Raw genomic sequence first — 21,130 nt, forward strand, 5'->3', positions numbered from 1 at the left:
GGCTTGGAACGGTATGGGTCACGCAGGGGCATGGCCCCCGATGCCAGATGGTGCGGGCATGGCAATCCCGCATTCTGGCAGATTTGCCGGACTACTCTCCCCGGAACTGCGGCGGCCGGCGCGCCAGGAAGGCGGCCACGCCCTCGGCATGGTCGGCGCCTTCCGCATAGGCGAAGTGCGCGTCGAGTTCGGCCGGCGACAGCGGCGCCGGCATCGGCGCCAGGCGGTGGATGGTGGCCTTATTGATGCGCGCCGCGGCGGGTGCGCCGGCGGCAATGCGGCGCACCGCGGCATCGACTTCGGCGGCCAGCGCGCCTGGCTCCACCACGCGCGTCAACAGGCCCTTGGCATGCGCCTCGGCGGCGTCGAAGACACGGCCTTCCAGCAGGATCTCGAGCGTTGCGGCGCGCCCCGCCAGCGCCAGCAGGCCTTGCAGCTCGCCCGGAGCCATCGGGAAGCCGAGCCGGTTGATCGGCACCCCGAAGCGGCTGTCCGAGGCGGCGATGCGCAGGTCGCAATGGCATGCGATCTCCAGGCCGCCGCCTACGCATACGCCCTCGATCTTCGCCACGGTCGGGTGCGGGCATTGCGCCACGGCGGCCAGCGCCGGCGCGATGGTGGCCATGTGGTAGTGCCGCACCGCAGCCTCGTCGCCGCGTTCGGCGGGAAACTCGGCGATGTCGGCGCCGGCGGCAAAGTTGCCGTCGGCGCCGCGCACCACCACGCAGCGCAGCGCGGAGTCGGCCGCCAGGCGGGTGAAGCCTGCCGCCAGCTCGCGCCACATCTGCGCGGAGATGGCGTTGAGCTTGCCGGCGTGCGACAGCGTGACGGTGGCAGTGGTGCCCTGGGAGGCAAAGACGACGGTACCGCTCATCGCCCCGCTCCGTTGCATGGATCGGACTTCGACATGATGACGCGTCAATCCATCTTGGCGCCGGACTGCTGCACCACCTGCGCCCAGCGGCGGATCTCGGCACGCTGGAACTGCGCGAACTGCTCCTGCGTGAAGACCGGTGTCTCGGAGCCGTTGTTGAGCCAGACCTGCTTCATTTCCGGCGTGTTCAGCGCCTTCTCGGTCTCGGCGTACAGGCGGTCGACGATCTCCTTGGGCGTACCCTTGGGCACCCACATCGCATACCAGGTCGAGACCTCGTAGTTAGGCACCCCGGCCTCGGCCGCGGTCGGCACATTGGGGAAGGCCGCCGAGCGCTTGCTCGATGCCACCGCCAGCGCCTTGATGCGGCCGGCACGGATATGCTGCGCCGACGAGCCCAGGCCGTCGAACATCAGGTCGACCTGGCCCGCGATCAGGTCGGACAGTGCGGGGCCGGCGCCCTTATACGGGATATGGGTGATGAAGGTCTTGGTCTGGATCTTGAACAGCTCGCCCGCCAGGTGGTGGGCCGAGCCGTTGCCGGCCGAGCCGTAGTTGAGCTTGCCGGGATTGGCCTTGGCGTAGGCAATCAGCTCCTGCAGCGTATTGGCCTTGACGCGGTTGGGATTGACCACTATCACCTGCGGCGGCTGGGCGATCACCGTCACCGGGATGAAATCCTTCTCGATGTCGTAGTCCAGCTTCTTGTAGAACGACGGCGCGATCGCATGGTGCGCACCGCCGATGAACACGGTGTAGCCGTCCGGCGCGGCCTTGGCCGCGATGCTGGCCCCGACCGTGCCGCCCGCGCCGCCGCGGTTGTCGATCACGAACTGCTTGCCCAGCTGCTTGGACAGCTGCGCGGTCAGCGGGCGCGCAAAGGCATCGGTGCCGCCGCCGGCCGGGAACGGCACGATCACGGTGACGGGCTTGGACGGCCAGGCATCGGCATGGGCGGCGGGTGCCGCGAACAGCGTGGCGGCGCCGATGCCGGCCACGCCAAGTGCCATGCCCGCTGCGCGCGCGCAGGCGGCCAGGCTGAACTGACGACGATTCATGTTGCTGTCTCCTCTCTCTCTTTTCTGCGGAAAGTCGATCTGAATTGCCACGCGCAGGCGCTGTGGCACGGCTCTACTGCAAGGTCCCGACAAGGAAACGCGGCGCACGGCGCCGCGCTGTGCTGGGCCATCCCCGTGACCGGACCAGGGTCACAGCAGCTTCCCGACGCTACGGCCGATGCGCGGGTTGCCTGCACCCAGGCGTGCCAGATTGTCATCCAGCGCCTCGGGCACGTAAAGGTAATTCACCATCATGCCGCAGCTCTGGCTTCGGCCTTTGCGCGACAGGTCGGCGGCCCAGTTGAGCCGCTCGACACAGGCGCCGTTGCCGAGATGGAAGCGTGCCACCGGGTCCGCCGGCAGCGCCTGGTGGCGCTCGCGCACCAGGTAATGCGCGGCCAGCGCCATCGCGGTATCGCGCGTCAGCGGGTCGGCATCGGCGGGCGCTTCGGGCGACAGCGCCGCCAGCCACCCTGCCCCGTCGGCCGGCGCCTCGCCGTGGCGCTCGCGCCAGCGCGCCAGGCGCTTGTCGCCGAGCGCGCGAGAGACCGCCTCGGCGTCCTGCTTGCGCAGCCAGTCGGCAAACCCGGGAATCGGCGACAGCGTGGCGAACTGCTTGACCTTGGGAAATTCGCGCTGCAGTTCCTCGATCACGCGCTTGAGCAGGAAATTGCCGAAGCTGACGCCGCGCAGGCCGGCCTGCGTGTTGCTGATCGAGTAGAAGATGGCCCACTTTACGCGGCGCAGGTCTTCCAGCGGAGCGGCCTCGTCGAGCAATGTCTGGACATTGGCGGCCATCTCGGGGACGAACGCGACCTCGACGAAGATCAGCGGCTCGCGCGGGATGCGCGGATGGAAGAAGGCGTAGCAGCGGCGATCGGAGTCGAGCCGGTTGCGCAGGTCGGTCCACGAGGCGATCTCGTGTACGGCCTCATAACGGATCAGCTTTTCCAGCAGCGAGGCGGGCGAGTCCCAGGTGATCGGCTGCAGTTCCAGCAGGCCCACGTCGAACCAGTTGGAGAACAGCGCCTCGAGGTCGTCGTCGAGCACGCGCAGCCCCGGCACCCGGCGCTGCCAGCGCAGCATGTCGGCGCGCAGCTGGATCAGGAAATGCAGCCCGCAGGCGCTGCTGCCGCGCTGGCCGTGGAGCGCGGCCAAACGCTTGAAGAAGCGGATGCGGGCGCTGGACAGGGCGTGGGTCAGTCCGGAATGGCCTGCCTTGCCGTCGGGCTTTGTGTCACCCCTGGCTTCACCCTTTGTGTCACCCTTGCCCTCGCCCTTGGCGTCGGCGGCCTTTTCGCCGCTGCTGCCGGCAACCTCCGCAAGCAACTCCAGCATGGCGCGCCGGGTGGCCTCGCCCGCGGCCTCGTACTCGGCCTGCCACGCCTGCGCAGCGGCATTGGCGGCACCGTCGGTCAGGCGGGCATCGAAGCACAGCCGCAACTGCTCGCGCTGTCGCCGCGCCACGCGCGTTGGCAACGGCACCTCGCCGTCGGCGTGCGCCACGCCGTTGGCTGCCTTGGTCGCGGCCTCGGCCTCGCCCTTGCGGCCCCACCAGCGGCCCAGCCGCGACAGGAAATTACTGCCGGCCGGCTCGCTCTCGCCCAGCGGCGCGCTGATTTTCCGGTCACCCGTGTCGAAGGAGTTCATGCGGTACCTGCCTTGTGCATCGATCGGAACGTAAAGGACTTGCCATGCTGCGGCGTAAAGCGTGGGGCGCGGGCGGCTAGTCGTCGCCGCCGGCCACGCGCAGTGGCGGCGGCGCCCGGGTCGGCTGGGCCGCGCCGGCGGCATGGTCGAGCGCCTGCAGGGCCGCGCGCTGGCGCAGCAGATGGGTCTTCATCATCGCCTCGGCGCCTTCAGGGTCGCGCGCCTTGAGCGCGGCGAACACCGACAGGTGCTCGGCGCAGGACTCGTGGATGCGGCCGGGCAATTTCAGGCTCTTGTGGCGCGACAACCGCAGCACCTTGCGCAGGTCGCTGATCAGCCCCGACAGCCAGCGGTTGCCGGCCAGGCGCTGGATCGCCTCATGGATCTGCGCGTTGGTTTCGTAATAGGCATCGATATCGCCAGCCTGCGCATAGCGGGCCAGGTCGGCGTGCAGGCCGTCCAGCGCGTCCAGGTCGGCCCGCGTGGCGTTGCGCGCGGCCTCGTAGGCGCAGCGGCCTTCGAGCAGCGCCATCAGCGGGAAGATCTCGTCCAGGTCCTGCTCGGACAATTTATTGACAAAGCAGCCGCGGCGCGGCTCGAGCCGGACCAGCCCTTCGGCAGCCAGCACCTTCAGCGCTTCGCGCAGCGGCGTGCGCGAGATGCCGAGCGACTCGGCCATCGCGCTTTCATCGATCCAGGCGCCGGGGGTCAGCGTATGGGCATCGATCATTGCGCGCAGCCGGTCTGCGACTTCGAGGTACAGCGCCTGCTGGACGATGCGCATTGCCACCCCCGGTTGAGGAATCCGTGGCCGGAACCATGCGTCCCGGTCGCTATAATTCATAATTATGGATTAGGGCGGCAACGATACAAGCGGTTTCGATGTTGCACCGCAGAATACGGGATCAATACGGAATCAGGCGTCGGAGAAAGCGTGCGAGGAAGCGCGCGAGAAAGCGCGCGAGAAAGCGCGTGAATGGCGCCTGCGTGGCGAGAAGGAGGTGCGGCGGGCGTTTCCATGCCTCCCTGCAAAGAAACGCCCGCGCCTGAAAGGACTACTGAACTGCTTGCATCGCCTGCGAATAGGTTCGTATCCGCTGCGTGGGTCATCATTCAAACCTGGCGCTGGCCCGGCGCCCCCCTCGAAACGCGCTTGCGCGCGGATTTTCCCGTTGCCCTGTTCTGTGGCGTGAAGCATTCGCCCCCAGTGGTCCGTGTGGACCCTCCCTGAACGCTTCCGTGGCGACTGTGGCTTGCCGCTCATCTTGTAACAGTATCGTTAGCGATTACCGTGCCAGTGGATCTAAGTCCTTGAATTTATTGATGGCACGCATCCGAAACTTGTTACAGATTACAATCAGTGTAACAGGATGTTTCTCGATTGTTACGAGGGTTTTCCCATGGCGCCAACCAGGCAAACCCGACTGTCGGCAATTGCATATGCAAAATGTGCCGCCGTCTTAATTTATCGATGCGAGAATGTGCCGCGCGCCTCGCAATGGCCTGATTTCAAATGGTTGCATATCTGATACAAGGGCGCAGGGTCTTTTGCCGCGTTCCATTGGCCAATCCGCATTTCCATTTTCCCGGGAGCTTCCCTCATGCACGCCGGCAGCAGCGATTTCACGTTCTCTTCGTCCGCGGCCTTTGACACGGAGCCGGCGTCACCGCAACCTCTGCGCCTGTCTTTCACCGGGTCCGGATCGGAATATTTCCGTATCTGGATTGTTAATGTACTGCTGACCATCGTCACCTTCGGCATCTATTCCGCATGGGCCAAGGTGCGCACGCTGCAGTACTTCTATCGCAATACCCGGCTCGACGGGGCCAGCTTCGATTACCACGGCAAGCCCTCGGCGATCCTGAAGGGCCGCGCCATCGTGTTCGGCCTCGCCCTTGCGTTCCAGCTGGCCTCGAACGTATCGCCCTTGCTCGCGCTGGCGATGCTGGTGGCGCTGCTGGCGGTGTTCCCGCTGCTGCTCGTGCGCTCGCTGCGCTTCCGCATGGCCAATTCCAGCTACCGCGGCCTGCGCTTTGCCTTTACCGGCGGGGATGCCGAGGCCTACAAGGTATTCGTGCTGTGGCCGCTGGCGGCGGTGTTCACGCTGGGGCTGCTCGGGCCGCTGGCGCACCAGCGTTTCAAGCAGTACCAGCACCGCAACACGCGCTTCGGCACGGCGCCATTCGGCTTTGCCGCCGGCGCCGGCGAGTTCTACGGCGTCTACCTGCGGGCGTTCGGCGTGGTGCTGGCCACGGCTGTCGCCGGCATCGTGCTCAGCTTTGTCCTGGGCGCGGTGGTGGCACCGGGGACCAGGGGCCTCGCCGCCGCGGCGATCCTCGGCTTCGCGATTGCCGGTTTCTACCTGGGCCTGCTGGTGGTCAGCCCCTACCTGATGGCGCGCCTGCAGAACGTCGTATGGAGCCACACCACGCTCGCCCAGCACGGGTTCCGCTGCCAGGTCGGCGCGGGCCGCATGATCTTTATCTTCGTCACCAACCTGATCGCCATCGCGCTCACGCTGGGCCTGTACCTGCCTTTCGCGCGGGTGCGCGCTACGCGTTACCGGGTCGAAAGCGTGACCATGCTGGCCGCCGGCCCGCTCGACAGCTTTGTCGCCGGCGAGGTGCAGCAGGTCGGTGCGCTCGGCGATGCAGCAGTAGACTGGTACGACATCGACATCGCGCTCTGACTGCAGCGCCCGGCAGCGTCAGCACCATGATCCCAGTCACCTTCTTCGATGGCCGCACCTCGCGTGCGCATCCGGCAACCCTGGCCGTGGAAGCGCAGCAGGCGGTGCTGCGCGACGACAGCGGCGCCGAACTGCGCCGCGCGGCGCTGTCCGATGTGCGCGTATCCGAACGCGTACGGCGCGCGCCGCGGCTGGTCACGTTCGCCGACGGCGCCTTCTGCGAAATCAACGACCACGCCGCCTTCGACCACATGCTGGCCGCCACCGGCCATCGCGAAGGGCTGGTGTCTCGCGCGCAGAACAGCTGGCGCCTGGCGGGGATGGCGGTGGCGGCGCTGGTGGCGGTGCTGGTGCTGGGCTACTACGTGCTGCTGCCGTGGGGCGCGGGCGTGATGGCGCGCACGGTGCCGGCGGAAGTGGAGGCCCATCTGGGCAGGCTGACGCTGGCGAGCCTGGACAACGGCGTGGTCAAGCCGACGCAGCTGCCGCAGGCCGAGCAGGAACGCATCCGCCAGGGCTTTGCCGCGCTCAGGCGGCCGCCCGACGCGGGACACGACTACCAGATCCTGTTCCGCCAGGGCGGTGAAATCGGCGCCAATGCCCTGGCGCTGCCCGGCGGCACCATCGTAGTCACCGACGAACTGGTCGGCCTGGCCGGCACCGGCGCCGGAATGATGGGGGTGCTGGCGCACGAAGCCGGCCACGTGGCGCGCCGCCACGGCCTGCAGCAGGTCATCCAGGCCTCGGCGCTGGGTGCGCTGTCGGCCTACCTGTTCGGCGATATCTCGACCGTACTGGCGGGCGTGCCGGCCGCCATGCTGACGCTGCGCTACTCGCGCGACCACGAGCGCGAGGCCGACGACTTTGCCATCGAGGTCATGCAGCGCAATGGCCTGCCGCCCGCGGCGCTAGCCGATGTGCTGGTCAAGCTGGAACATCGTGCGGGCGCCGGCGCGCCATCGTCGGCATCGTCGGCATCGTCGGCACCGGAAACCGCACCGGAGCGCGGCCAGGACTTCCTGTCGACGCACCCGCATACGCAGGCGCGCATCGACGCACTGCGCCGCGCCGGAAAGTAACCGCCCGCGGCGCCTTGGCTCAGGCCGCCGGCTGCGGCGCGCCCGCGCCCGGCTGGCGCCGGTAGGCCCAGATCACCATCGCGATGCCGGCCAGGATCATCGGCACGCTCAGCCACTGCCCCATCGACATCTTCAGCGCCAGCAGGCCCAGGAAGCTGTCCGGCTCGCGCGCGAATTCGGCGGCAAAGCGGAACGCGCCATAGCCGATCAGGAACACGCCCGAGACCGCGCCCATCGGCCGCGGCTTGCGCGCGAACAGCCACAGGATGATGAACAGCGCCACGCCTTCGCCGGCGAACTGGTACAGCTGCGACGGATGGCGCGGGATGTTGTCGCCCGCCTGCGGGAAGATCATGCCCCAGGGCAGATCGGTCGCGCGGCCCCACAGCTCGCCGTTGATGAAATTGCCGATGCGGCCGGCGGCCAGCCCGCACGGGATCATCGGTGCGATGAAGTCGGTCACCTCCATCCAGTGGCGGCGGCGCAGCCTGCCGAACAGCCACATGGCCACGATCACGCCGAGAAAGCCGCCGTGGAAGGCCATGCCGCCCTCCCACACCTTGAAGATTTCCATCGGGTGCGACAGGTAGTACGTCGGCTTGTAGAACAGCACATAGCCCAGCCGCCCGCCCAGGATCACGCCCAGCACGCCGAAGAACAGCATGTCGTCGAGGTCGCGCGTGGTCCAGCCCTTGGCCGCCATGTGCGGCTGGCGGATGCGCAGGCGGCCGAACCACAGGAACATGATGAACCCGGCCAGGTACATCAGCCCGTACCAGCGGATGGCAAGCGGGCCCAGGTGGATGGCAACCGGGTCGAACTGGGGATGGATCAGCATGTTGGCGTGAATGAAGTTATCGGTATGGGCCGGCCGCGCGCTCAGCGCGGCGCCGCAGCGGCTAAGGTGGCCTCGGTGGCCTCGGTGGCCAGTGCGCCGGCAATCTCGATGAACGACCGCAGCACAGGCGCGACGCCGGCGCTGCCGCCGTCGCGCCAGGCCAGCCCGGTCTCGATCTGCGGGCCGGACTCGCGCAGCGCCAGGTACGACACGCCGGTGCGCCGGAGGTTGCACAGCGATGCCGGCACCAGCGCCACGCCCATGCCGGCCGACACCAGGCTGACAATGGTCTGCATCTGGATGGCTTCCTGCGCGATCGCCGGCACCAGGCCCTCGCGCGCATAGTAGCCCGTAATGATGTCATAAAACGCCGGCGCGCTTCGGCGCGGGAAGATGATCAGCGGTTCGGATGCTGCCTCGCGCAGCGATACCTTGCCGTCCTGCGCGAGCCCGCCTGCCGGCCGCCAGCCGTCGGCGACTGCCAGCACCAGCGGTTCGCTGACCAGCGGCAGGTAGGCCAGTCCGGGCGGCATCGCAGGCAGCTGTGGCCGGATCACCAGGCCCGCGTCGATCGCGCCTTCCAGCAGCGCTTCGAGCTGGACGTCGCTGGTGGCCTCGCGCAACTGCAGTTGCACCTCCGGATGACGCGCCCGGAACCGCCGCAGCAGATCAGGCAGGATGCCGTAGTCGGCGGTGCTGACGAAGGCCAGCGACAGCGAACCCAGCTCGCCCCGCGCCAGCCGCTGCGCCAGCCCGGGCAGGGCCGCGGCATCGGCCAGCACCCGCCGCACCTCGGGCAGCCACTGCGCGCCGGCCGGCGTCAGCGCCACGGAGCGCCGCGTGCGCACGAACAGCGGCACGCCAAGTTCCTCCTCCAGCGCCTGGATCTGCTGCGAGAGCGGCGGCTGTGTCATCGATAGCCGTTGCGCGGCCCGGCCGAAATGCAGCTCTTCCGCCACGGTGACGAAGTAACGCAGCTGACGCAGGTCCAAGACGCCTCCTGATATTTTTTTCGACTCAATAGAGGGAAAATAATATATTTGACACTCCAAAATGCAAGGGGCATGCTTTCCGGCACAACATCGGCTCCCGCGTGACAGCGCACAACTCCGCGGCGCCGGACATCCCCCGGAGACCCACCATGGCATTCAACAAACGCTCGCAGAACATCACCCAAGGCGTGGCGCGTTCCCCCAACCGCTCGATGTACTACGCCCTCGGCTACAAGAAGGAAGACTTCGACAAGCCGATGGTGGGCATCGCCAACGGTCACTCGACGATCACGCCGTGCAATGCCGGCCTGCAGCGCCTGGCCGACGCGGCGATCGACGCGGTCAAGGCGTCCGGCGCCAACCCGCAGGTGTTCGGCACGCCGACCATCTCGGACGGCATGTCGATGGGCACCGAGGGGATGAAGTACTCCCTGATCTCGCGCGAGGTCATCGCCGACTGCATCGAGACCGCGGCGCAGGGCCAGTGGATGGACGGCGTGGTCGTGATCGGCGGCTGCGACAAGAACATGCCCGGCGGCATGATCGCGCTGGCACGCACCAACGTGCCGGGCATCTATGTCTATGGCGGCACCATCAAGCCGGGCAACTGGAAGGGCAAGGACCTGACCATCGTGTCGTCGTTCGAAGCCGTCGGCGAATTCACCGCCGGCCGCATGAGCCAGGAAGACTTCGAGGGCGTCGAACAGCACGCCTGCCCGTCTACCGGCTCGTGCGGCGGCATGTACACCGCAAACACGATGAGTTCGTCGTTCGAGGCGCTGGGCATGTCGCTGCTGTACTCGTCGACCATGGCCAACCCGGACCAGGAGAAGGTCGACAGCGCGGCGGAATCTGCGCGCGTGCTGGTCGAGGCGATCAAGAAGGACATCAAGCCGCGTGACATCATCACGCGCCAGTCGATCGAGAATGCCGTGGCGCTGATCATGGCCACCGGAGGCTCGACCAACGCGGTGCTGCACTACCTCGCCATCGCGCATTCGGCGGAAGTCGAATGGACCATCGAGGACTTCGAGCGCATCCGCCGCAAGGTGCCGGTGATCTGCAACCTGAAGCCTTCGGGGCAATACGTGGCCACCGACCTGCACAAGGCGGGCGGCATCCCGCAGGTCATGAAGATCCTGCTCAAGGCCGGCCTGCTGCATGGCGACTGCCTGACCATTACCGGCCGCACGCTGGCCGAAGAACTCGAACACGTGCCGGACACTCCGCGTGCCGACCAGGATGTGATCCTGCCGATCGAAAAAGCGCTCTACAAGGAAGGCCACCTTGCCATCCTGAAGGGCAACCTGGCCGAGGAAGGCGCCGTCGCCAAGATCACCGGGCTGAAGAACCCGGTCATCACCGGCCCGGCGCGCGTGTTCGAGGACGAGCAGAGCGCGATGGAAGCCATCCTGGCCGACAAGATCAACGCCGGCGACGTGCTGGTGCTGCGCTACCTCGGCCCCAAGGGCGGCCCGGGCATGCCGGAAATGCTGGCGCCGACCTCGGCCATCATCGGCAAGGGTCTGGGCGAGTCGGTCGGGTTTATCACCGATGGCCGCTTTTCGGGTGGTACCTGGGGCATGGTGGTCGGCCACGTCGCGCCTGAGGCGGCGGTGGGCGGCACGATCGCGCTGGTGCAGGAAGGGGACTCGATCACCATCGACGCGCACAAGCTGCTGCTGCAGCTGAACGTGCCGGAGGAAGAGCTGGCGAAGCGGCGTGCCGACTGGAAGGCGCCGGCGCCGCGCTATACGCGTGGGGTGCTGGCGAAGTTTTCGAAGCTGGCGTCGACGGCCAGCAAGGGTGCAGTGACGGATTGAGGCGCACTTGCCGGATGAGAAAAGCCCGCAATCCCGCGGGCTTTTTTGTTGGCTGAGGCGTCTTGCATGCCGGCCGCGCCAAGGGGGGCGATGGCTCGCTTCAATCCCCGCCCGGCGTCCGCTCGATCTCCTCCAGCGTCGCGTCCAGCCACTCCACCAGCCGGGCCTCCAGCGACTGCGTCAGCTCGCTGGCGAGCTGCGCCGTCAGCGGCGCCAGCCGCGCCTGCAGCGTGGCTTCGGTATGGGCCTCGACCACCTGCGGCCACTCGGTGCGAAAGCGCAGCATCACGCGCGACAGCAGCTCGCTGCGCATGGCGCGCAGGTCGTCCTCGCCGGGATCGGTCGCCCCTGCCGGGGCTTGCGGCGCCGGTGCTTCGGCCTGCGGCTCCGCGCTATCGCCAGTATCGCCCACATGCATGACCATGCCGGATTCGGCCATGCCGAAGGTATCGATGACGCCCTCCTGCGTAGCGGCCTGCGGCTGCGCCGCCGATTCCGCATCCGGCAGTTCGACCACCTCCGTCAGCAGCGGAATGCTGTCGTTGGGCCCCGGCCGCGGAATCACCCGCGATGTGGTGCGTTCGCTCATGCTGCGTCTCCCTTGGGCTGGCCGATATCGTGATGCGTCAGCGGATAGCCGCGTTCGCGGTAGAAGCGGTAGCGCTGGCGGCCGGCTTCGCGGGCGGCGTCGCCGGACCCCACCACTTCAATCAGGCGTTCGAAACTGGCGAATTGCGCCGGCGGCTGGTCGGACACGTTGATCAGCAGCTGGTGGTGCGGCACGCCTTCGGTGGTGGCGGCCAGCAGGATCGGCGTGACCGCCGCATCGGGGTGTTCAAGCCCGCAATGCGGCAGGAAATCCAGCGCCGAAAAGGTCCACAGGCGCGCATCCAGGTCCGCCAGCTGCGCCGGCGTGCCGTGGATCACTACCTTCTGGCCGGCGCCGTAGGCCTTGCGGACCAGCCGGCAGACATAGCCGAGCAGGTCCGGCACGTTGCTGTGGAAGTCGATGCGCGTCATGGGCGTTTGCTGCTTGCGTTGCCGGGGTGGCTGACTGCTGCCGTCAGGCCGCGCGGTCCATCAGGAACTGCGTCAGCAGCGGCACCGGGCGGCCGGTGGCGCCCTTGGCCGCACCGCTCTTCCAGGCGGTGCCGGCGATGTCCAGGTGGGCCCAGTCGTACTTCTCGGTAAAGCGCGACAGGAAGCAGGCCGCGGTCACGCTGCCCGCCGGGCGCCCGCCGATATTGGCCATGTCGGCGAAGTTGGACTTGAGCTGGTCCTGGTACTCGTCATCGAGCGGCATGCGCCAGGCGGTATCCATGGCATGGCGGCCGGCCTGCAGCAGCTGGTCGGCCAGCATGTCGGAGCGCGAGTACAGGCCGCTGTTCTGGTGGCCCAGCGCGATGATGCAGGCGCCGGTCAGCGTGGCCACGTCGATCACCGCGGCCGGCTTGAAGCGCTCGACGTAGGTCAGCGCGTCACACAGGATCAGGCGGCCCTCGGCGTCGGTGTTCAGGATCTCGATGGTCTGGCCCGACATGCTGGTGACGACATCGCCCGGCTTGGTGGCGACGCCGCTGGGCATGTTCTCGCAGGTCGGCACCACGGCCACGACGTTGAGCTTCAGGCCCATCTCGGCCACGGCCTGGATGGTGCCCAGCACCGAGGCGGCGCCGCACATGTCGTACTTCATCTCGTCCATGCCCTCGCCCGGCTTGAGCGAGATGCCACCGGTGTCGAAGGTGATGCCCTTGCCCACCAGCACCACCGGCGCCTGCTTGGCACCGGCGCCGTCATAGCGCAGCACGATGAACTGCGGCGGCTCCTCGCTGCCCTTGGTCACGGCCAGGAAGGCGCCCATGTTGAGCGCCTCGATCTGCTTGCGGCCCAGCACTTCGGCCTTGAGCTTGTGGCGCTTGGCGATGCTGCGCGCGGCATTGGCCAGGTAGGTCGGGGTGCAGATATTGGACGGCAGGTTGCCCAGGTCACGCGTCACTTCCATGCCGTTGGCGATGGCGGTGCCGCGCACAGCGGCCTGGGTGGCGGCGCGGGCGTCGCTGCTGTCGACCGCGATCACGACCTTGCGCAGCGACGACTTGTCGGCGCCGTTGGGCTTGCCGTTGGCATTGGCGCGCTTCAGGCCGGGGTGGCGCTCGAGCAACCGGTAGCCGGCGTCGCGCACCAGCGTGATGGTGCTGATGATGGCCCACGAAACGTCGCGCTGCTGCGGCGCCTGCTGCGCCAGGCACCACAGCGCGGTGGTGGCGCGCGTGGACGACAAGGCACGCACCGCGGTGCGCACGGCGTCGGCAAAGGCCTTGTCCGAGAACTCGGCTTCCTTGCCCAGGCCCACCAGCAGCACGCGCGCGGCGCCGACGCCGGCCACTTCGTGCAGCATCAGGTGGGTGCCGCGCTTGCCTTCGAAGTCGCCCTGCTTGACCAGCCGCGCCACCAAGCCCTTGGTGGCCGTATCCAGCGCCTTGGCCACGCCGGCCAGGTTCTGGCCCTCGAACAGGCCGACCACGAGGCAGTCGGTCTTGGTCGCCAGGAAACCATTTTGGCCGGCTTTGCTCAAATCAAGGGCTTTTGTGCTAAATTCCATCGCGCTTCCTTCCAGGGGCTCGTTAGACACGAAAGCCTCCATTATCCGCGATTTTTACCCCGCGACCTGCCGCCGCTGATACGCCCCGGCCACGCTGACAGCCAGTTGTGCTGCCAGCCCGCTGTTCTGCCAGGCACCTCGCACGGCACATCGCCCGCTCCGGCCGGCAGCCCGGAACCGAACCCGCATGATCCTTCAACAAGCCCTGCGACGCGAGCTCGCCTACACCGCCGGGGCGGTGTTCCTGGTGATGCTGACCTTCATGCTCACGTCGCTCGTGATCCGCATCCTGGGATTGGCCGCCAACGGCAAGGCCAGTCCCAACGACGTGCTGATGCTGATCGGCCTGGCCACCATCGGCTACCTGTCCATCCTGCTGTCGGCCACCCTGTTTATCTCGACCCTGATCGTGCTCACGCGCTGGTACAAGGATTCGGAGATGGTGGTGTGGTTCTCGGCCGGCATCTCGCTGCGCGACCTGGTCAAGCCGGTGCTGCAGTTCGCCGCGCCGTTCATCGTGCTGGCGCTGCTGCTGGGCATGTTCGCGTGGCCGTGGGCCAACCAGCAGAGCGCGCTGTTCCGCGACCGCTTCGAGCAGCGCGGGGTGATGTCGATGATCGCCGCCGGCCGCTTCATCGAGCCGGCCAAGGCCAACTACGTGCTGTTCATCGAGGGCATGGACCCCGGCATGAAGTTCGCGCGCAATGTCTTCGTCGCCAATGCCGAGGCCGACAAGATCGGCGTGGCGCTGGCGCACCAGGGCAAGTTCGAGACCATGCCCAATGGCGACCGCCTGGTGGTGATGGAGAACGGCCGCCGCTATTCCGGCACGCCCGGCCAGATCGACTACCGCATCGTCGAGTTCGAACGCTACGCGGTCAAGGTGGACAGCAAGCCGCCCGAGTCCGAGGCCAAGCTGCCGCCCAAGAGCCGCGACACCATCGAGCTGATCCGCAACCCCACGCGCGAGAACCTGGGCGAGCTGATCTGGCGTATCTCGCTGCCGATCCTGGCGTTTAACTTCGTGATGATCGCGATCCCCCTGGCCTATGTGAACCCGCGCCTGGGCCGCTATACCCCGCTGGTGTTCGCGGTGCTGATCTACCTGACCTACAGCAACCTGGTCAACCTGACGCAGTCCTGGGTGCGCAACGGCTCGGTGCCGTTCTGGCTGGCCTGGTGGCCGATCCACCTGACGGTGTTCCTGGGGGCGCTGATGCTGTTCCGCTACCGGCAGAACCGCAGCCTGGGCGGCTGGCGCGCCGTGTTCGGCCTGAAACGGCGCAATGCCGCCACCAGCGGGAGCCAGGCATGAGGATCCTGCGCGTCTATGAACGCTACTTCGGGCGGCTGGTCTATAGCGTGTTCGCCTTCATCCTGTTCGCGGTGCTGTCGCTGTTCGTGTTCTTCGACATGCTCAACGAGCTGGAGAACGTCAACGCCCAGTACACCTCGCTGGTGGCGCTGTTCCACGTGCTGCTGCAGGCCCCTACCCGGGTCTACGAGGTGCTGCCGATCGCGGTGCTGATCAGTGCGATCTACGTGTTCTCGCAGCTGGCCAGCCAGTCCGAGTTCACCATCTTCCGTGTCGCCGGCCTGAATACGCGGCAGGCGCTGTTCTCGCTGTTCAAGCTGGCGGTGCCGCTGGCGATCGTGACCTTTCTCTTCGGCGAGTTCATCGGCCCGCGCGCGGAGCAGTATGCGCAGAAGCTCAAGCTCGAGGCGATCGGCGCGACGGTATCGGCGGGCTTCCGTTCCGGCGTCTGGGTCAAGGACCGCGACCAGGATCCGGCCGGCGGCGGCGAGATCACCCGCTTCGTCAACGTGGCGGGGCTGCGCCCGGACCAGACCATCACCGGCATCACCATCTACGAATTCGACCCGCAATACCGCCTGCGCGTGATCCGCGTGGCCAACGAAGGCCGCTACCAGGGCGGCCAGGCGTGGGAACTGCAAGGGGTCAGCGAGACGCGCTTTACCGAGCTGATGCCGCAGGCCGATCCGGCCAAGCCCGCGCCGCCGCGTGATGCACTGGCGCCGGATTTCCGCGCCGAGCAGCTCAAATTCCCGCGCGTGGCGATGCACTCGGAGCTGACACCGCAGATCCTGTCGGTGCTGCTGGTGACGCCGGAGCGGATGTCGACGCTGGACCTGTTCCGCTATATCCGCCACCTGCGCGACAACAAGCAGGACACGCAGCGCTACGAGATCGCGTTCTGGAAAAAGGTGATCTACCCGCTGACGCTGTTCGTGATGGTGGCGCTGGCCCTGCCCTTTGCCTACCTGCACGCGCGTGCCGGGGCGGTGGGCGTGAAGGTGTTCGGCGGCATCATGCTGGGGCTGTCGTTCCACCTGTCGAATACGCTGTTCTCGCACGTCGGCCTGCTGCATACCTGGCCGCCGATCATCTCCGCGCTGGTGCCAGGCACGCTTTACCTGACGGTGGCGCTGCTGGCGCTGCGCTGGGTCGACCGGCACTGAGGACGGCCATGGCAGCTTCCGGTCGTGCCCTGGTCCTGTTCGCACACGGCGCGCGCGATGCGCGCTGGCGCGAGCCGTTCGAGCGGCTGCAGCAGAAGCTGGTTGCCGCCCTGCCCGGCTGCGAAGTGCGGCTGTCGTTCCTGGAACTGATGTCGCCGCTGCTGCCGGATACGCTGGCGGAACTTGCCGCGGGCGGCGTGGCCGAGGTCACCGTGGTGCCGGTGTTCTTTGGCCAGGGCGGCCATATCCGGCGCGACCTGCCTGCCCTTCTCGACCAGTGCCGGCAGGCCCATCCTGGCCTGCAGCTTCACTGCGCGGCCGCGGTCGGCGAGTCCGATGCGGTGCTGGATGCGATCGCGGCTTACTGCATGGCGTCGCTGCCGGGCGCGGATCGCGCACAGCCCTGAGCGGCACCTTGCCTCGAAACAATGAAAAAAGCCCCGTGCCGGCATACCGGCACGGGGCTTTGTCATTCTGGCGTGCGCTTGTGGCTCAGGCAGCGCGCGGCGTGCGCACTTCAGTCACGCCCACGTCCTCCCGCGGCGCCTCCGTCGCGCGCGCGGCCAGCGCGGCGCCGATCATCAGCAAGCTGGGTTGCACCGGGTCAATCCATGCCGCCGCTTCCCCGGCCGCCATCTGGCCGAGCGTGAACTCGCGGCTGCGCTGGCGCGGCGTGGTGGCGGCTTCCACCACCCATGCCGGCGTCGATGCGGGCTTGCCGTGCGCGATCAGTTGCGCGGCGATCGAGGCGGCCTGGTCGCGGCCCATGTAGTAGACCAGCGTGTCGGCCCTGACCGCGGCTTCGATATCGGGCGAACCCTCGCCGTCCGCCGCCTTGGCCTGCGTGGCAAACGCCACGCTGCGCGACACGCCGCGCCTGGTCAGCGGCTTGCCGATGGCCGACGCGGCCGCCAGCGCCGCGGTGATGCCGGGCACCACCTCATACTCGATGCCGGCCGCTTCCAGCGCCTGCAGTTCCTCGTCGGCGCGGCCGAACAGCATCGGGTCGCCGCCCTTCAGGCGCACCACGCGCTCGTACTTGCCGGCCAGGTCGACGATCTGCCGGTTGATGAACAGCTGCGCGGTGGAGCGCTGGCCGCAGCGCTTGCCGACTTCGACCAGTTCCGCCTGCGGACACCAGGCCAGCATCTCCGGCGACACCAGTGCATCGTGCAGCACCACCTGGGCTTCGCCCAAAAGCCGTGCACCACGCACCGTAATGAGGTCTGCCGCACCGGGGCCTGCCCCGATGAGGTACACCTTGCCGTAAGTCTTCCGTGCCTGCTTGCCCATCTCCAGCCCCTCGTCCGCCGTGTTCCTGTTGATTACCGATCAGGAGAACGCACGGATCATGCCTGCGGCCACCGTGTGGTTGGTCGCCTCGTCGATCAGCACGAAGGCGCCCGTTGCCGGATTATCGCCGTAGGCATCGCACACGATCGGCTTCTGCAGCGAGATCTGCACCGAACCGATATCGTTCAGGCGGATGTCGTGGCGGCCGGTCTCGTGCGACAGCGTGTGCACGTCCAGCACGCGGTCCACCGCCGACACACGCGCGAACACGCTGGCGGTGGTGTGCTTGAGTACGTACTTGCGCGACGGGTTCAGCGACTCGTCGTCGAACCAGCACAGGTCGGCCTGCAGCTTCTTGGCGGAAGCCGCCGTCGCATCGGCGGCAACGAACATGTCACCGCGTGATACATCGACGTCCTCGGCCAGGCGCACGGTGACGGTGTCGCCGACGTTGGCCGATTCAGCGGCGCCATTCGGTGTCAGCACTTCGGCCACCACCGCTTCGCGGTTGGCGGGCAGCACGCGCAGCTTCTGTCCGACGCGCACGGTGCCGGCTTCCACGCGGCCGGCATAGCCGCGAAAATCGTCCGATTGCGAACCGTCCTGGCGGATCACCAGCTGCACCGGGAAGCGCAGCGCGGCGTCATCCTCGGGCGCGGCTTCTTCCACCGGCAGCTCTTCCAGCAGCGGCAGCAGCGGCTCACCCTGGTACCACGGCATGGCGTCGCTCTCGTGCACGATGTTGTCGCCGCGCAGCGCGGAGACCGGCACATAGCGCACGTCCTTCAGGCCCAGTTGCTCGGCCAGTTCGGTATAGGCGGTGCGGATCTCGTTGAAGCGCTGCTCGCTGTAATCAACCAGGTCCATCTTGTTGACGGCGACGATCACGTGCTGGATTTCCAGCAGCTTCAGGATCGCCGAGTGGCGCTTGGTCTGCGCCAGCAGTTCGGCGCGGCCGTCATTGACGGTGACGCGCGTGGCATCGACCAGCACGATGGCCGCATGCGCGGTGGAGGCGCCGGTGACCATGTTGCGGGTGTACTGCTCGTGGCCCGGCGTATCCGCGATGATGAACTTGCGGCGCGCGGTCGAGAAGTAGCGGTAGGCCACGTCGATGGTGATGCCCTGCTCGCGCTCGGCTTCCAGGCCGTCGGTCAGCAGCGAGAAGTCGATCTGCTCGCCCGCGGTGCGCTTGTTCTTGGCGTTGGCCAGCGCGGTCAGCTGGTCGGACAGCACGGCCTTGCTGTCGTACAGCAGGCGGCCGATCAGCGTGCTCTTGCCGTCGTCGACGGAGCCGGCGGTGATGAAGCGCAGCAGGCCTTGATGAGTTGCTTGGTGAGTCATGTCTGAATCCTTTGCTGCGGCTTAGAAGTAGCCTTCCTTCTTGCGGCGCTCCATCGAGGCTTCGCTCGTCTGGTCGTCCATGCGGGTAGCGCCGCGCTCGGTGATCTCGGTCACCGCGGTCTCGGCGATGATCGCTTCCGGCGAATCGGCAACGCTGGCCACCGGGCAGGTGCAGCTGATGTCGCCGACGGTGCGGAAGCGCACCGACAGCACTTCGCTGACGTCGCCGTCCTGCTTGGGCGTGATCGGCGTGACCGGCACCAGCAGGCCGTTCTTGCGCACCACTTCGCGCTGGTGCGCGTAGTAGATCGGCGGCAGCGCCAGGTTTTCGCGGGCGATGTACTGCCACACGTCCAGCTCGGTCCAGTTCGAGATCGGGAACACGCGCATCTGCTCGCCCTGCGCCATCCGGGCGTTGTACAGGCTCCACAGCTCGGGGCGCTGGGCCTTCGGGTCCCACTGGCCGAACTCGTCGCGGAACGAGAAGATGCGTTCCTTGGCGCGGGCCTTCTCTTCGTCGCGGCGGGCGCCGCCCATCAGCGCGTCGAACTTGTGCGCCTCGATGGTTTCCAGCAGCGTCACGGCCTGCGCCGCGTTGCGCGAATCGGTTTCCTTGCGCAGGCGCACGGTGCCACGCTTGATCGAGTCTTCCACATGGCCCACCACCAGGCGCGCGCCCAGTTCGGCCACGCGCTGGTCGCGGAACTCGATCACTTCCGGGTAGTTGTGGCCGGTGTCGATATGCACCAGCGGGAACGGCAGCTCGATCTTGCGGTCGCCCAGGCGGAAGGCCTTCAGCGCCAGGTGCAGCATCACGATCGAGTCCTTGCCGCCGGAGAACAGCAGCGCCGGGTTGCGGCACTCGGCCACCACCTCGCGGATGATGTAGATCGATTCCGCTTCGAGGCGGTCGAGATGGTCGTTCTGTACCTGCAACAGGTGCGCCACACTGGAGGTGGCTTCTGCGATGTCGTTCATGATGCCCATTTTTGTACCGGCCTCAATGCTTGATGTTCTGTTCGTGGAGCCCGCACTCTTTCGAGTCCTTGCTCTCCCACCACCAGCGTCCCGCGCGCACATCCTCGCCCGCGCGTACCGCACGCGTACAGGGTTCGCAGCCGATGCTGGGATAGCCCTTGGCGTGCAGGTCGTTGACCGGCACGTCGTGGCGCTTCAGGTAGGCCCACACCTCGGCCTCGCTCCAGTCCGCCAGCGGATTGAACTTGGGGATGCCGCGGGCGTCGTCCATTTCCTCGAACGGCAGCTCGGCGCGCGTCACGGCCTGCTCGCGGCGCTGGCCGGTCAGCCAGGCGTCGGCGTGCGACAGCGCGCGGTTGAGCGGCTCGACCTTGCGGATGCCGCAGCATTCCTTGCGCAGGTCGATGCTGTCGTAGAAGGCGTTCAGGCCGTGCTTCTTCAGGTAGTTCTCGACCGCCTCGGCGTCCGGCGTGTATTGCTCGATGCTGTAGCCGTAGTGCGACTGCACCTTGTCGAGCACCGCCAGCGTCTCCGCGTGCAGGCGCCCGGTCTGCAGCGTGAAGACGCGGATGCCGGCGCGCACGGCGGGGGTGCCGCGCAGGATGGCATCGGTCAGCACCATGTCTTCGGCAGCCAGGCTGGAGGCAAAGCGCGCGCGGTAGAAACGCGCGGCGATGCCGGCCAGGCGCTCGCCCAGCTCGCGCTCCTTCTGTTCCAGCGCTTCGATGCTGCCGGTGTATTCCGGCGCCACCCACAGCGCGGGCGGCCGCAGTCCCGACACCGCACTGGCATCGACCACCGCGATATCGCTCAGCACCGTGCTCATGCCGTCGCCTTCGGTTGCACGGCGCCGCCTTCGGTGCGGGCACGGCGGAACAGCGGCAGCGGCTCGTCGACCGAAGCCTGGTAGGTCACGGTGAACTCGGTGAAGCCCTTGATGGCGTCGTCGATGTTCTTGTCGGCGCGGACCGCGAAGGCATCGAAGCCGCAGCGCTTCATGAAGTTGAGCTGGTCGCGCAGCACGTCGCCGACGGCGCGCAGCTGGCCTTCCCACTTGTAGCGGGTGCGCAGCAGGTAGGCCGTGGAGAAGCCGCGGCCGTCGCGGAACACCGGGAAGTCCACCGCTACCAGCGACACGCGGTCGAAGTACGCGGCGGCATCGCCCGGCTCGTCTTCCGGCGCCAGCCACACGCCGGTGCGGGCCGCGTCGCGGCCGGCCAGCAGCGCTTCATTGGCCTTCCACACCGACAGCGGGAACAGCACGGCGTCCTGGCTTTGCACTGCGGCGGCGATGCGCTCTTCGGTCAGCGGTTGCTCTTCAGTGGCGCGCAGCACGGTCCAGTTGTCTTCGACGATCACCGGGGTGACGTTCGCACTGCCCGTTGCATCCTGGCGTTGCAGTTGAATGATCTTTGCCATGTTCAGTCT

20 protein-coding genes are annotated in these 21,130 nt (G+C 67.4%); 6 read left to right on the forward strand and 14 right to left on the reverse strand.

Annotated elements, in window-relative coordinates; translation table 11 throughout:
• Positions 1 to 91: 91 nt before the first annotated feature.
• The 4 genes from E1J61_RS00110 to E1J61_RS00125 all read right to left on the reverse strand — a co-directional run bounded on the left by E1J61_RS00110 (position 92) and on the right by E1J61_RS00125 (position 4,366).
• A complete protein-coding gene (locus E1J61_RS00110) occupies positions 92 to 874 on the reverse strand; it encodes an enoyl-CoA hydratase/isomerase family protein (protein WP_133092168.1) in 783 nt (260 codons plus the stop codon).
• A gap of 44 nt (positions 875 to 918) precedes the next feature.
• Positions 919 to 1,932 (reverse strand): tripartite tricarboxylate transporter substrate binding protein, encoded by a 1,014-nt coding sequence (locus E1J61_RS00115; RefSeq protein WP_133092169.1) that lies wholly within the window; start codon positions 1,930 to 1,932, stop codon positions 919 to 921.
• A 150-nt stretch (positions 1,933 to 2,082) separates the two neighbouring features.
• Positions 2,083 to 3,582, reverse strand: coding sequence for a malonyl-CoA decarboxylase domain-containing protein (locus E1J61_RS00120; RefSeq protein WP_133092170.1), 1,500 nt, complete (start codon positions 3,580 to 3,582; stop codon positions 2,083 to 2,085).
• Between the two features lie 76 nt (positions 3,583 to 3,658).
• Positions 3,659 to 4,366: a GntR family transcriptional regulator gene (locus E1J61_RS00125; protein ID WP_133092171.1), complete on the reverse strand. Its 708-nt coding sequence runs from the start codon at positions 4,364 to 4,366 to the stop codon at positions 3,659 to 3,661.
• Between the two features lie 817 nt (positions 4,367 to 5,183).
• Here E1J61_RS00125 and E1J61_RS00130 point away from each other — a divergent pair.
• Together E1J61_RS00130 and E1J61_RS00135 are read left to right on the forward strand one after the other, a co-directional pair.
• Positions 5,184 to 6,272 (forward strand): YjgN family protein, encoded by a 1,089-nt coding sequence (locus E1J61_RS00130; protein ID WP_133092172.1) that lies wholly within the window; start codon positions 5,184 to 5,186, stop codon positions 6,270 to 6,272.
• Between the two features lie 26 nt (positions 6,273 to 6,298).
• Positions 6,299 to 7,351 carry a M48 family metallopeptidase gene (locus tag E1J61_RS00135; RefSeq protein ID WP_133092173.1) on the forward strand — a complete coding sequence of 351 codons (1,053 nt, stop codon included), beginning with the start codon at positions 6,299 to 6,301 and terminating at the stop codon, positions 7,349 to 7,351.
• A 19-nt stretch (positions 7,352 to 7,370) separates the two neighbouring features.
• Here the strand turns inward: E1J61_RS00135 and lgt are convergent, their stop codons facing one another.
• Together lgt and E1J61_RS00145 are read right to left on the reverse strand one after the other, a co-directional pair.
• The gene (gene lgt / locus E1J61_RS00140) at positions 7,371 to 8,189 is read right to left on the reverse strand and encodes a prolipoprotein diacylglyceryl transferase (protein WP_133092174.1); all 819 of its coding nucleotides are present in this window, start codon (positions 8,187 to 8,189) and stop codon (positions 7,371 to 7,373) included.
• A gap of 41 nt (positions 8,190 to 8,230) precedes the next feature.
• Positions 8,231 to 9,181 (reverse strand): LysR family transcriptional regulator, encoded by a 951-nt coding sequence (locus tag E1J61_RS00145; protein ID WP_133092175.1) that lies wholly within the window; start codon positions 9,179 to 9,181, stop codon positions 8,231 to 8,233.
• A gap of 149 nt (positions 9,182 to 9,330) precedes the next feature.
• Between E1J61_RS00145 and ilvD the strand changes: the two genes are divergently transcribed.
• Positions 9,331 to 11,004 (forward strand): dihydroxy-acid dehydratase, encoded by a 1,674-nt coding sequence (ilvD, locus tag E1J61_RS00150; protein ID WP_133092176.1) that lies wholly within the window; start codon positions 9,331 to 9,333, stop codon positions 11,002 to 11,004.
• Positions 11,005 to 11,104: 100 nt separating this feature from the next.
• Here ilvD and E1J61_RS00155 read toward each other — a convergent pair whose 3' ends face one another.
• Genes E1J61_RS00155 through E1J61_RS00165 form a run of 3 tightly spaced genes read right to left on the reverse strand, consistent with a single transcriptional unit; the run spans position 11,105 to position 13,606 of the window.
• The gene (locus tag E1J61_RS00155) at positions 11,105 to 11,593 is read right to left on the reverse strand and encodes a DUF2486 family protein (protein ID WP_133092177.1); all 489 of its coding nucleotides are present in this window, start codon (positions 11,591 to 11,593) and stop codon (positions 11,105 to 11,107) included.
• A complete protein-coding gene (locus E1J61_RS00160; protein WP_133092178.1) occupies positions 11,590 to 12,024 on the reverse strand; it encodes a DNA polymerase III subunit chi in 435 nt (144 codons plus the stop codon). The genes E1J61_RS00155 and E1J61_RS00160 overlap by 4 nt, the downstream gene beginning before the upstream one ends.
• A 43-nt stretch (positions 12,025 to 12,067) precedes the next feature.
• A complete protein-coding gene (locus tag E1J61_RS00165) occupies positions 12,068 to 13,606 on the reverse strand; it encodes a leucyl aminopeptidase (protein ID WP_133092179.1) in 1,539 nt (512 codons plus the stop codon).
• A gap of 187 nt (positions 13,607 to 13,793) precedes the next feature.
• Here E1J61_RS00165 and lptF point away from each other — a divergent pair, with 187 nt between their 5' ends.
• Genes lptF through E1J61_RS00180 form a run of 3 tightly spaced genes read left to right on the forward strand, consistent with a single transcriptional unit; the run spans position 13,794 to position 16,494 of the window.
• The gene (gene lptF, locus E1J61_RS00170; protein WP_133092180.1) at positions 13,794 to 14,921 is read left to right on the forward strand and encodes an LPS export ABC transporter permease LptF; all 1,128 of its coding nucleotides are present in this window, start codon (positions 13,794 to 13,796) and stop codon (positions 14,919 to 14,921) included.
• Complete coding sequence (lptG, locus tag E1J61_RS00175; RefSeq protein WP_133092181.1) at positions 14,918 to 16,087, forward strand: LPS export ABC transporter permease LptG; 1,170 nt, start codon at positions 14,918 to 14,920, stop codon at positions 16,085 to 16,087. Before lptF ends, lptG begins: the two co-directional genes overlap by 4 nt.
• Positions 16,088 to 16,095: 8 nt before the next feature.
• Positions 16,096 to 16,494 carry a sirohydrochlorin chelatase gene (locus tag E1J61_RS00180; protein ID WP_133092182.1) on the forward strand — a complete coding sequence of 133 codons (399 nt, stop codon included), beginning with the start codon at positions 16,096 to 16,098 and terminating at the stop codon, positions 16,492 to 16,494.
• 85 nt (positions 16,495 to 16,579) lie between these two features.
• On the opposite strand, the gene cobA is transcribed toward E1J61_RS00180, so the two are convergent.
• The 5 genes from cobA to E1J61_RS00205 are packed head-to-tail and all read right to left on the reverse strand — an operon-like array spanning position 16,580 to position 21,121.
• Positions 16,580 to 17,380: a uroporphyrinogen-III C-methyltransferase gene (gene cobA, locus E1J61_RS00185; protein WP_133092183.1), complete on the reverse strand. Its 801-nt coding sequence runs from the start codon at positions 17,378 to 17,380 to the stop codon at positions 16,580 to 16,582.
• Positions 17,381 to 17,419: 39 nt separating this feature from the next.
• Entirely contained in the window at positions 17,420 to 18,724 is a 1,305-nt protein-coding gene (locus tag E1J61_RS00190; protein WP_133092184.1) for a sulfate adenylyltransferase subunit 1, read from the reverse strand.
• Between the two features lie 21 nt (positions 18,725 to 18,745).
• Complete coding sequence (cysD, locus tag E1J61_RS00195) at positions 18,746 to 19,711, reverse strand: sulfate adenylyltransferase subunit CysD (protein WP_133092185.1); 966 nt, start codon at positions 19,709 to 19,711, stop codon at positions 18,746 to 18,748.
• Between the two features lie 13 nt (positions 19,712 to 19,724).
• Positions 19,725 to 20,528 (reverse strand): phosphoadenylyl-sulfate reductase, encoded by an 804-nt coding sequence (locus E1J61_RS00200; RefSeq protein ID WP_133092186.1) that lies wholly within the window; start codon positions 20,526 to 20,528, stop codon positions 19,725 to 19,727.
• The gene (locus E1J61_RS00205; RefSeq protein ID WP_133092187.1) at positions 20,525 to 21,121 is read right to left on the reverse strand and encodes a DUF934 domain-containing protein; all 597 of its coding nucleotides are present in this window, start codon (positions 21,119 to 21,121) and stop codon (positions 20,525 to 20,527) included. Before E1J61_RS00205 ends, E1J61_RS00200 begins: the two co-directional genes overlap by 4 nt.
• Positions 21,122 to 21,130 lie beyond the last annotated feature (9 nt).

The sequence above is a fragment of the Cupriavidus sp. L7L genome, from assembly GCF_004353535.1.
In the GTDB taxonomy this organism is placed as follows: Bacteria; Pseudomonadota; Gammaproteobacteria; order Burkholderiales; family Burkholderiaceae; genus Cupriavidus; species Cupriavidus oxalaticus_A.

Excerpts from the sequence above, each read along its gene's own strand:
- E1J61_RS00110 (WP_133092168.1), bottom strand. The coding sequence starts at position 874 with ATGAGCGGTACCGTCGTCTTTGCCTCCCAGGGCACCACTGCCACCGTC.
- E1J61_RS00115 (WP_133092169.1), bottom strand. The coding sequence starts at position 1,932 with ATGAATCGTCGTCAGTTCAGCCTGGCCGCCTGCGCGCGCGCAGCGGGC.
- E1J61_RS00120 (WP_133092170.1), bottom strand. The coding sequence starts at position 3,582 with ATGAACTCCTTCGACACGGGTGACCGGAAAATCAGCGCGCCGCTGGGC.
- E1J61_RS00125 (WP_133092171.1), bottom strand. The coding sequence starts at position 4,366 with ATGCGCATCGTCCAGCAGGCGCTGTACCTCGAAGTCGCAGACCGGCTG.
- E1J61_RS00130 (WP_133092172.1), top strand. The coding sequence starts at position 5,184 with ATGCACGCCGGCAGCAGCGATTTCACGTTCTCTTCGTCCGCGGCCTTT.
- E1J61_RS00135 (WP_133092173.1), top strand. The coding sequence starts at position 6,299 with ATGATCCCAGTCACCTTCTTCGATGGCCGCACCTCGCGTGCGCATCCG.
- lgt (WP_133092174.1), bottom strand. The coding sequence starts at position 8,189 with ATGCTGATCCATCCCCAGTTCGACCCGGTTGCCATCCACCTGGGCCCG.
- ilvD (WP_133092176.1), top strand. The coding sequence starts at position 9,331 with ATGGCATTCAACAAACGCTCGCAGAACATCACCCAAGGCGTGGCGCGT.
- E1J61_RS00155 (WP_133092177.1), bottom strand. The coding sequence starts at position 11,593 with ATGAGCGAACGCACCACATCGCGGGTGATTCCGCGGCCGGGGCCCAAC.
- E1J61_RS00160 (WP_133092178.1), bottom strand. The coding sequence starts at position 12,024 with ATGACGCGCATCGACTTCCACAGCAACGTGCCGGACCTGCTCGGCTAT.
- E1J61_RS00165 (WP_133092179.1), bottom strand. The coding sequence starts at position 13,606 with ATGGAATTTAGCACAAAAGCCCTTGATTTGAGCAAAGCCGGCCAAAAT.
- lptF (WP_133092180.1), top strand. The coding sequence starts at position 13,794 with ATGATCCTTCAACAAGCCCTGCGACGCGAGCTCGCCTACACCGCCGGG.
- lptG (WP_133092181.1), top strand. The coding sequence starts at position 14,918 with ATGAGGATCCTGCGCGTCTATGAACGCTACTTCGGGCGGCTGGTCTAT.
- E1J61_RS00180 (WP_133092182.1), top strand. The coding sequence starts at position 16,096 with ATGGCAGCTTCCGGTCGTGCCCTGGTCCTGTTCGCACACGGCGCGCGC.
- cobA (WP_133092183.1), bottom strand. The coding sequence starts at position 17,380 with ATGGGCAAGCAGGCACGGAAGACTTACGGCAAGGTGTACCTCATCGGG.
- E1J61_RS00190 (WP_133092184.1), bottom strand. The coding sequence starts at position 18,724 with ATGACTCACCAAGCAACTCATCAAGGCCTGCTGCGCTTCATCACCGCC.
- cysD (WP_133092185.1), bottom strand. The coding sequence starts at position 19,711 with ATGGGCATCATGAACGACATCGCAGAAGCCACCTCCAGTGTGGCGCAC.
- E1J61_RS00200 (WP_133092186.1), bottom strand. The coding sequence starts at position 20,528 with ATGAGCACGGTGCTGAGCGATATCGCGGTGGTCGATGCCAGTGCGGTG.
- E1J61_RS00205 (WP_133092187.1), bottom strand. The coding sequence starts at position 21,121 with ATGGCAAAGATCATTCAACTGCAACGCCAGGATGCAACGGGCAGTGCG.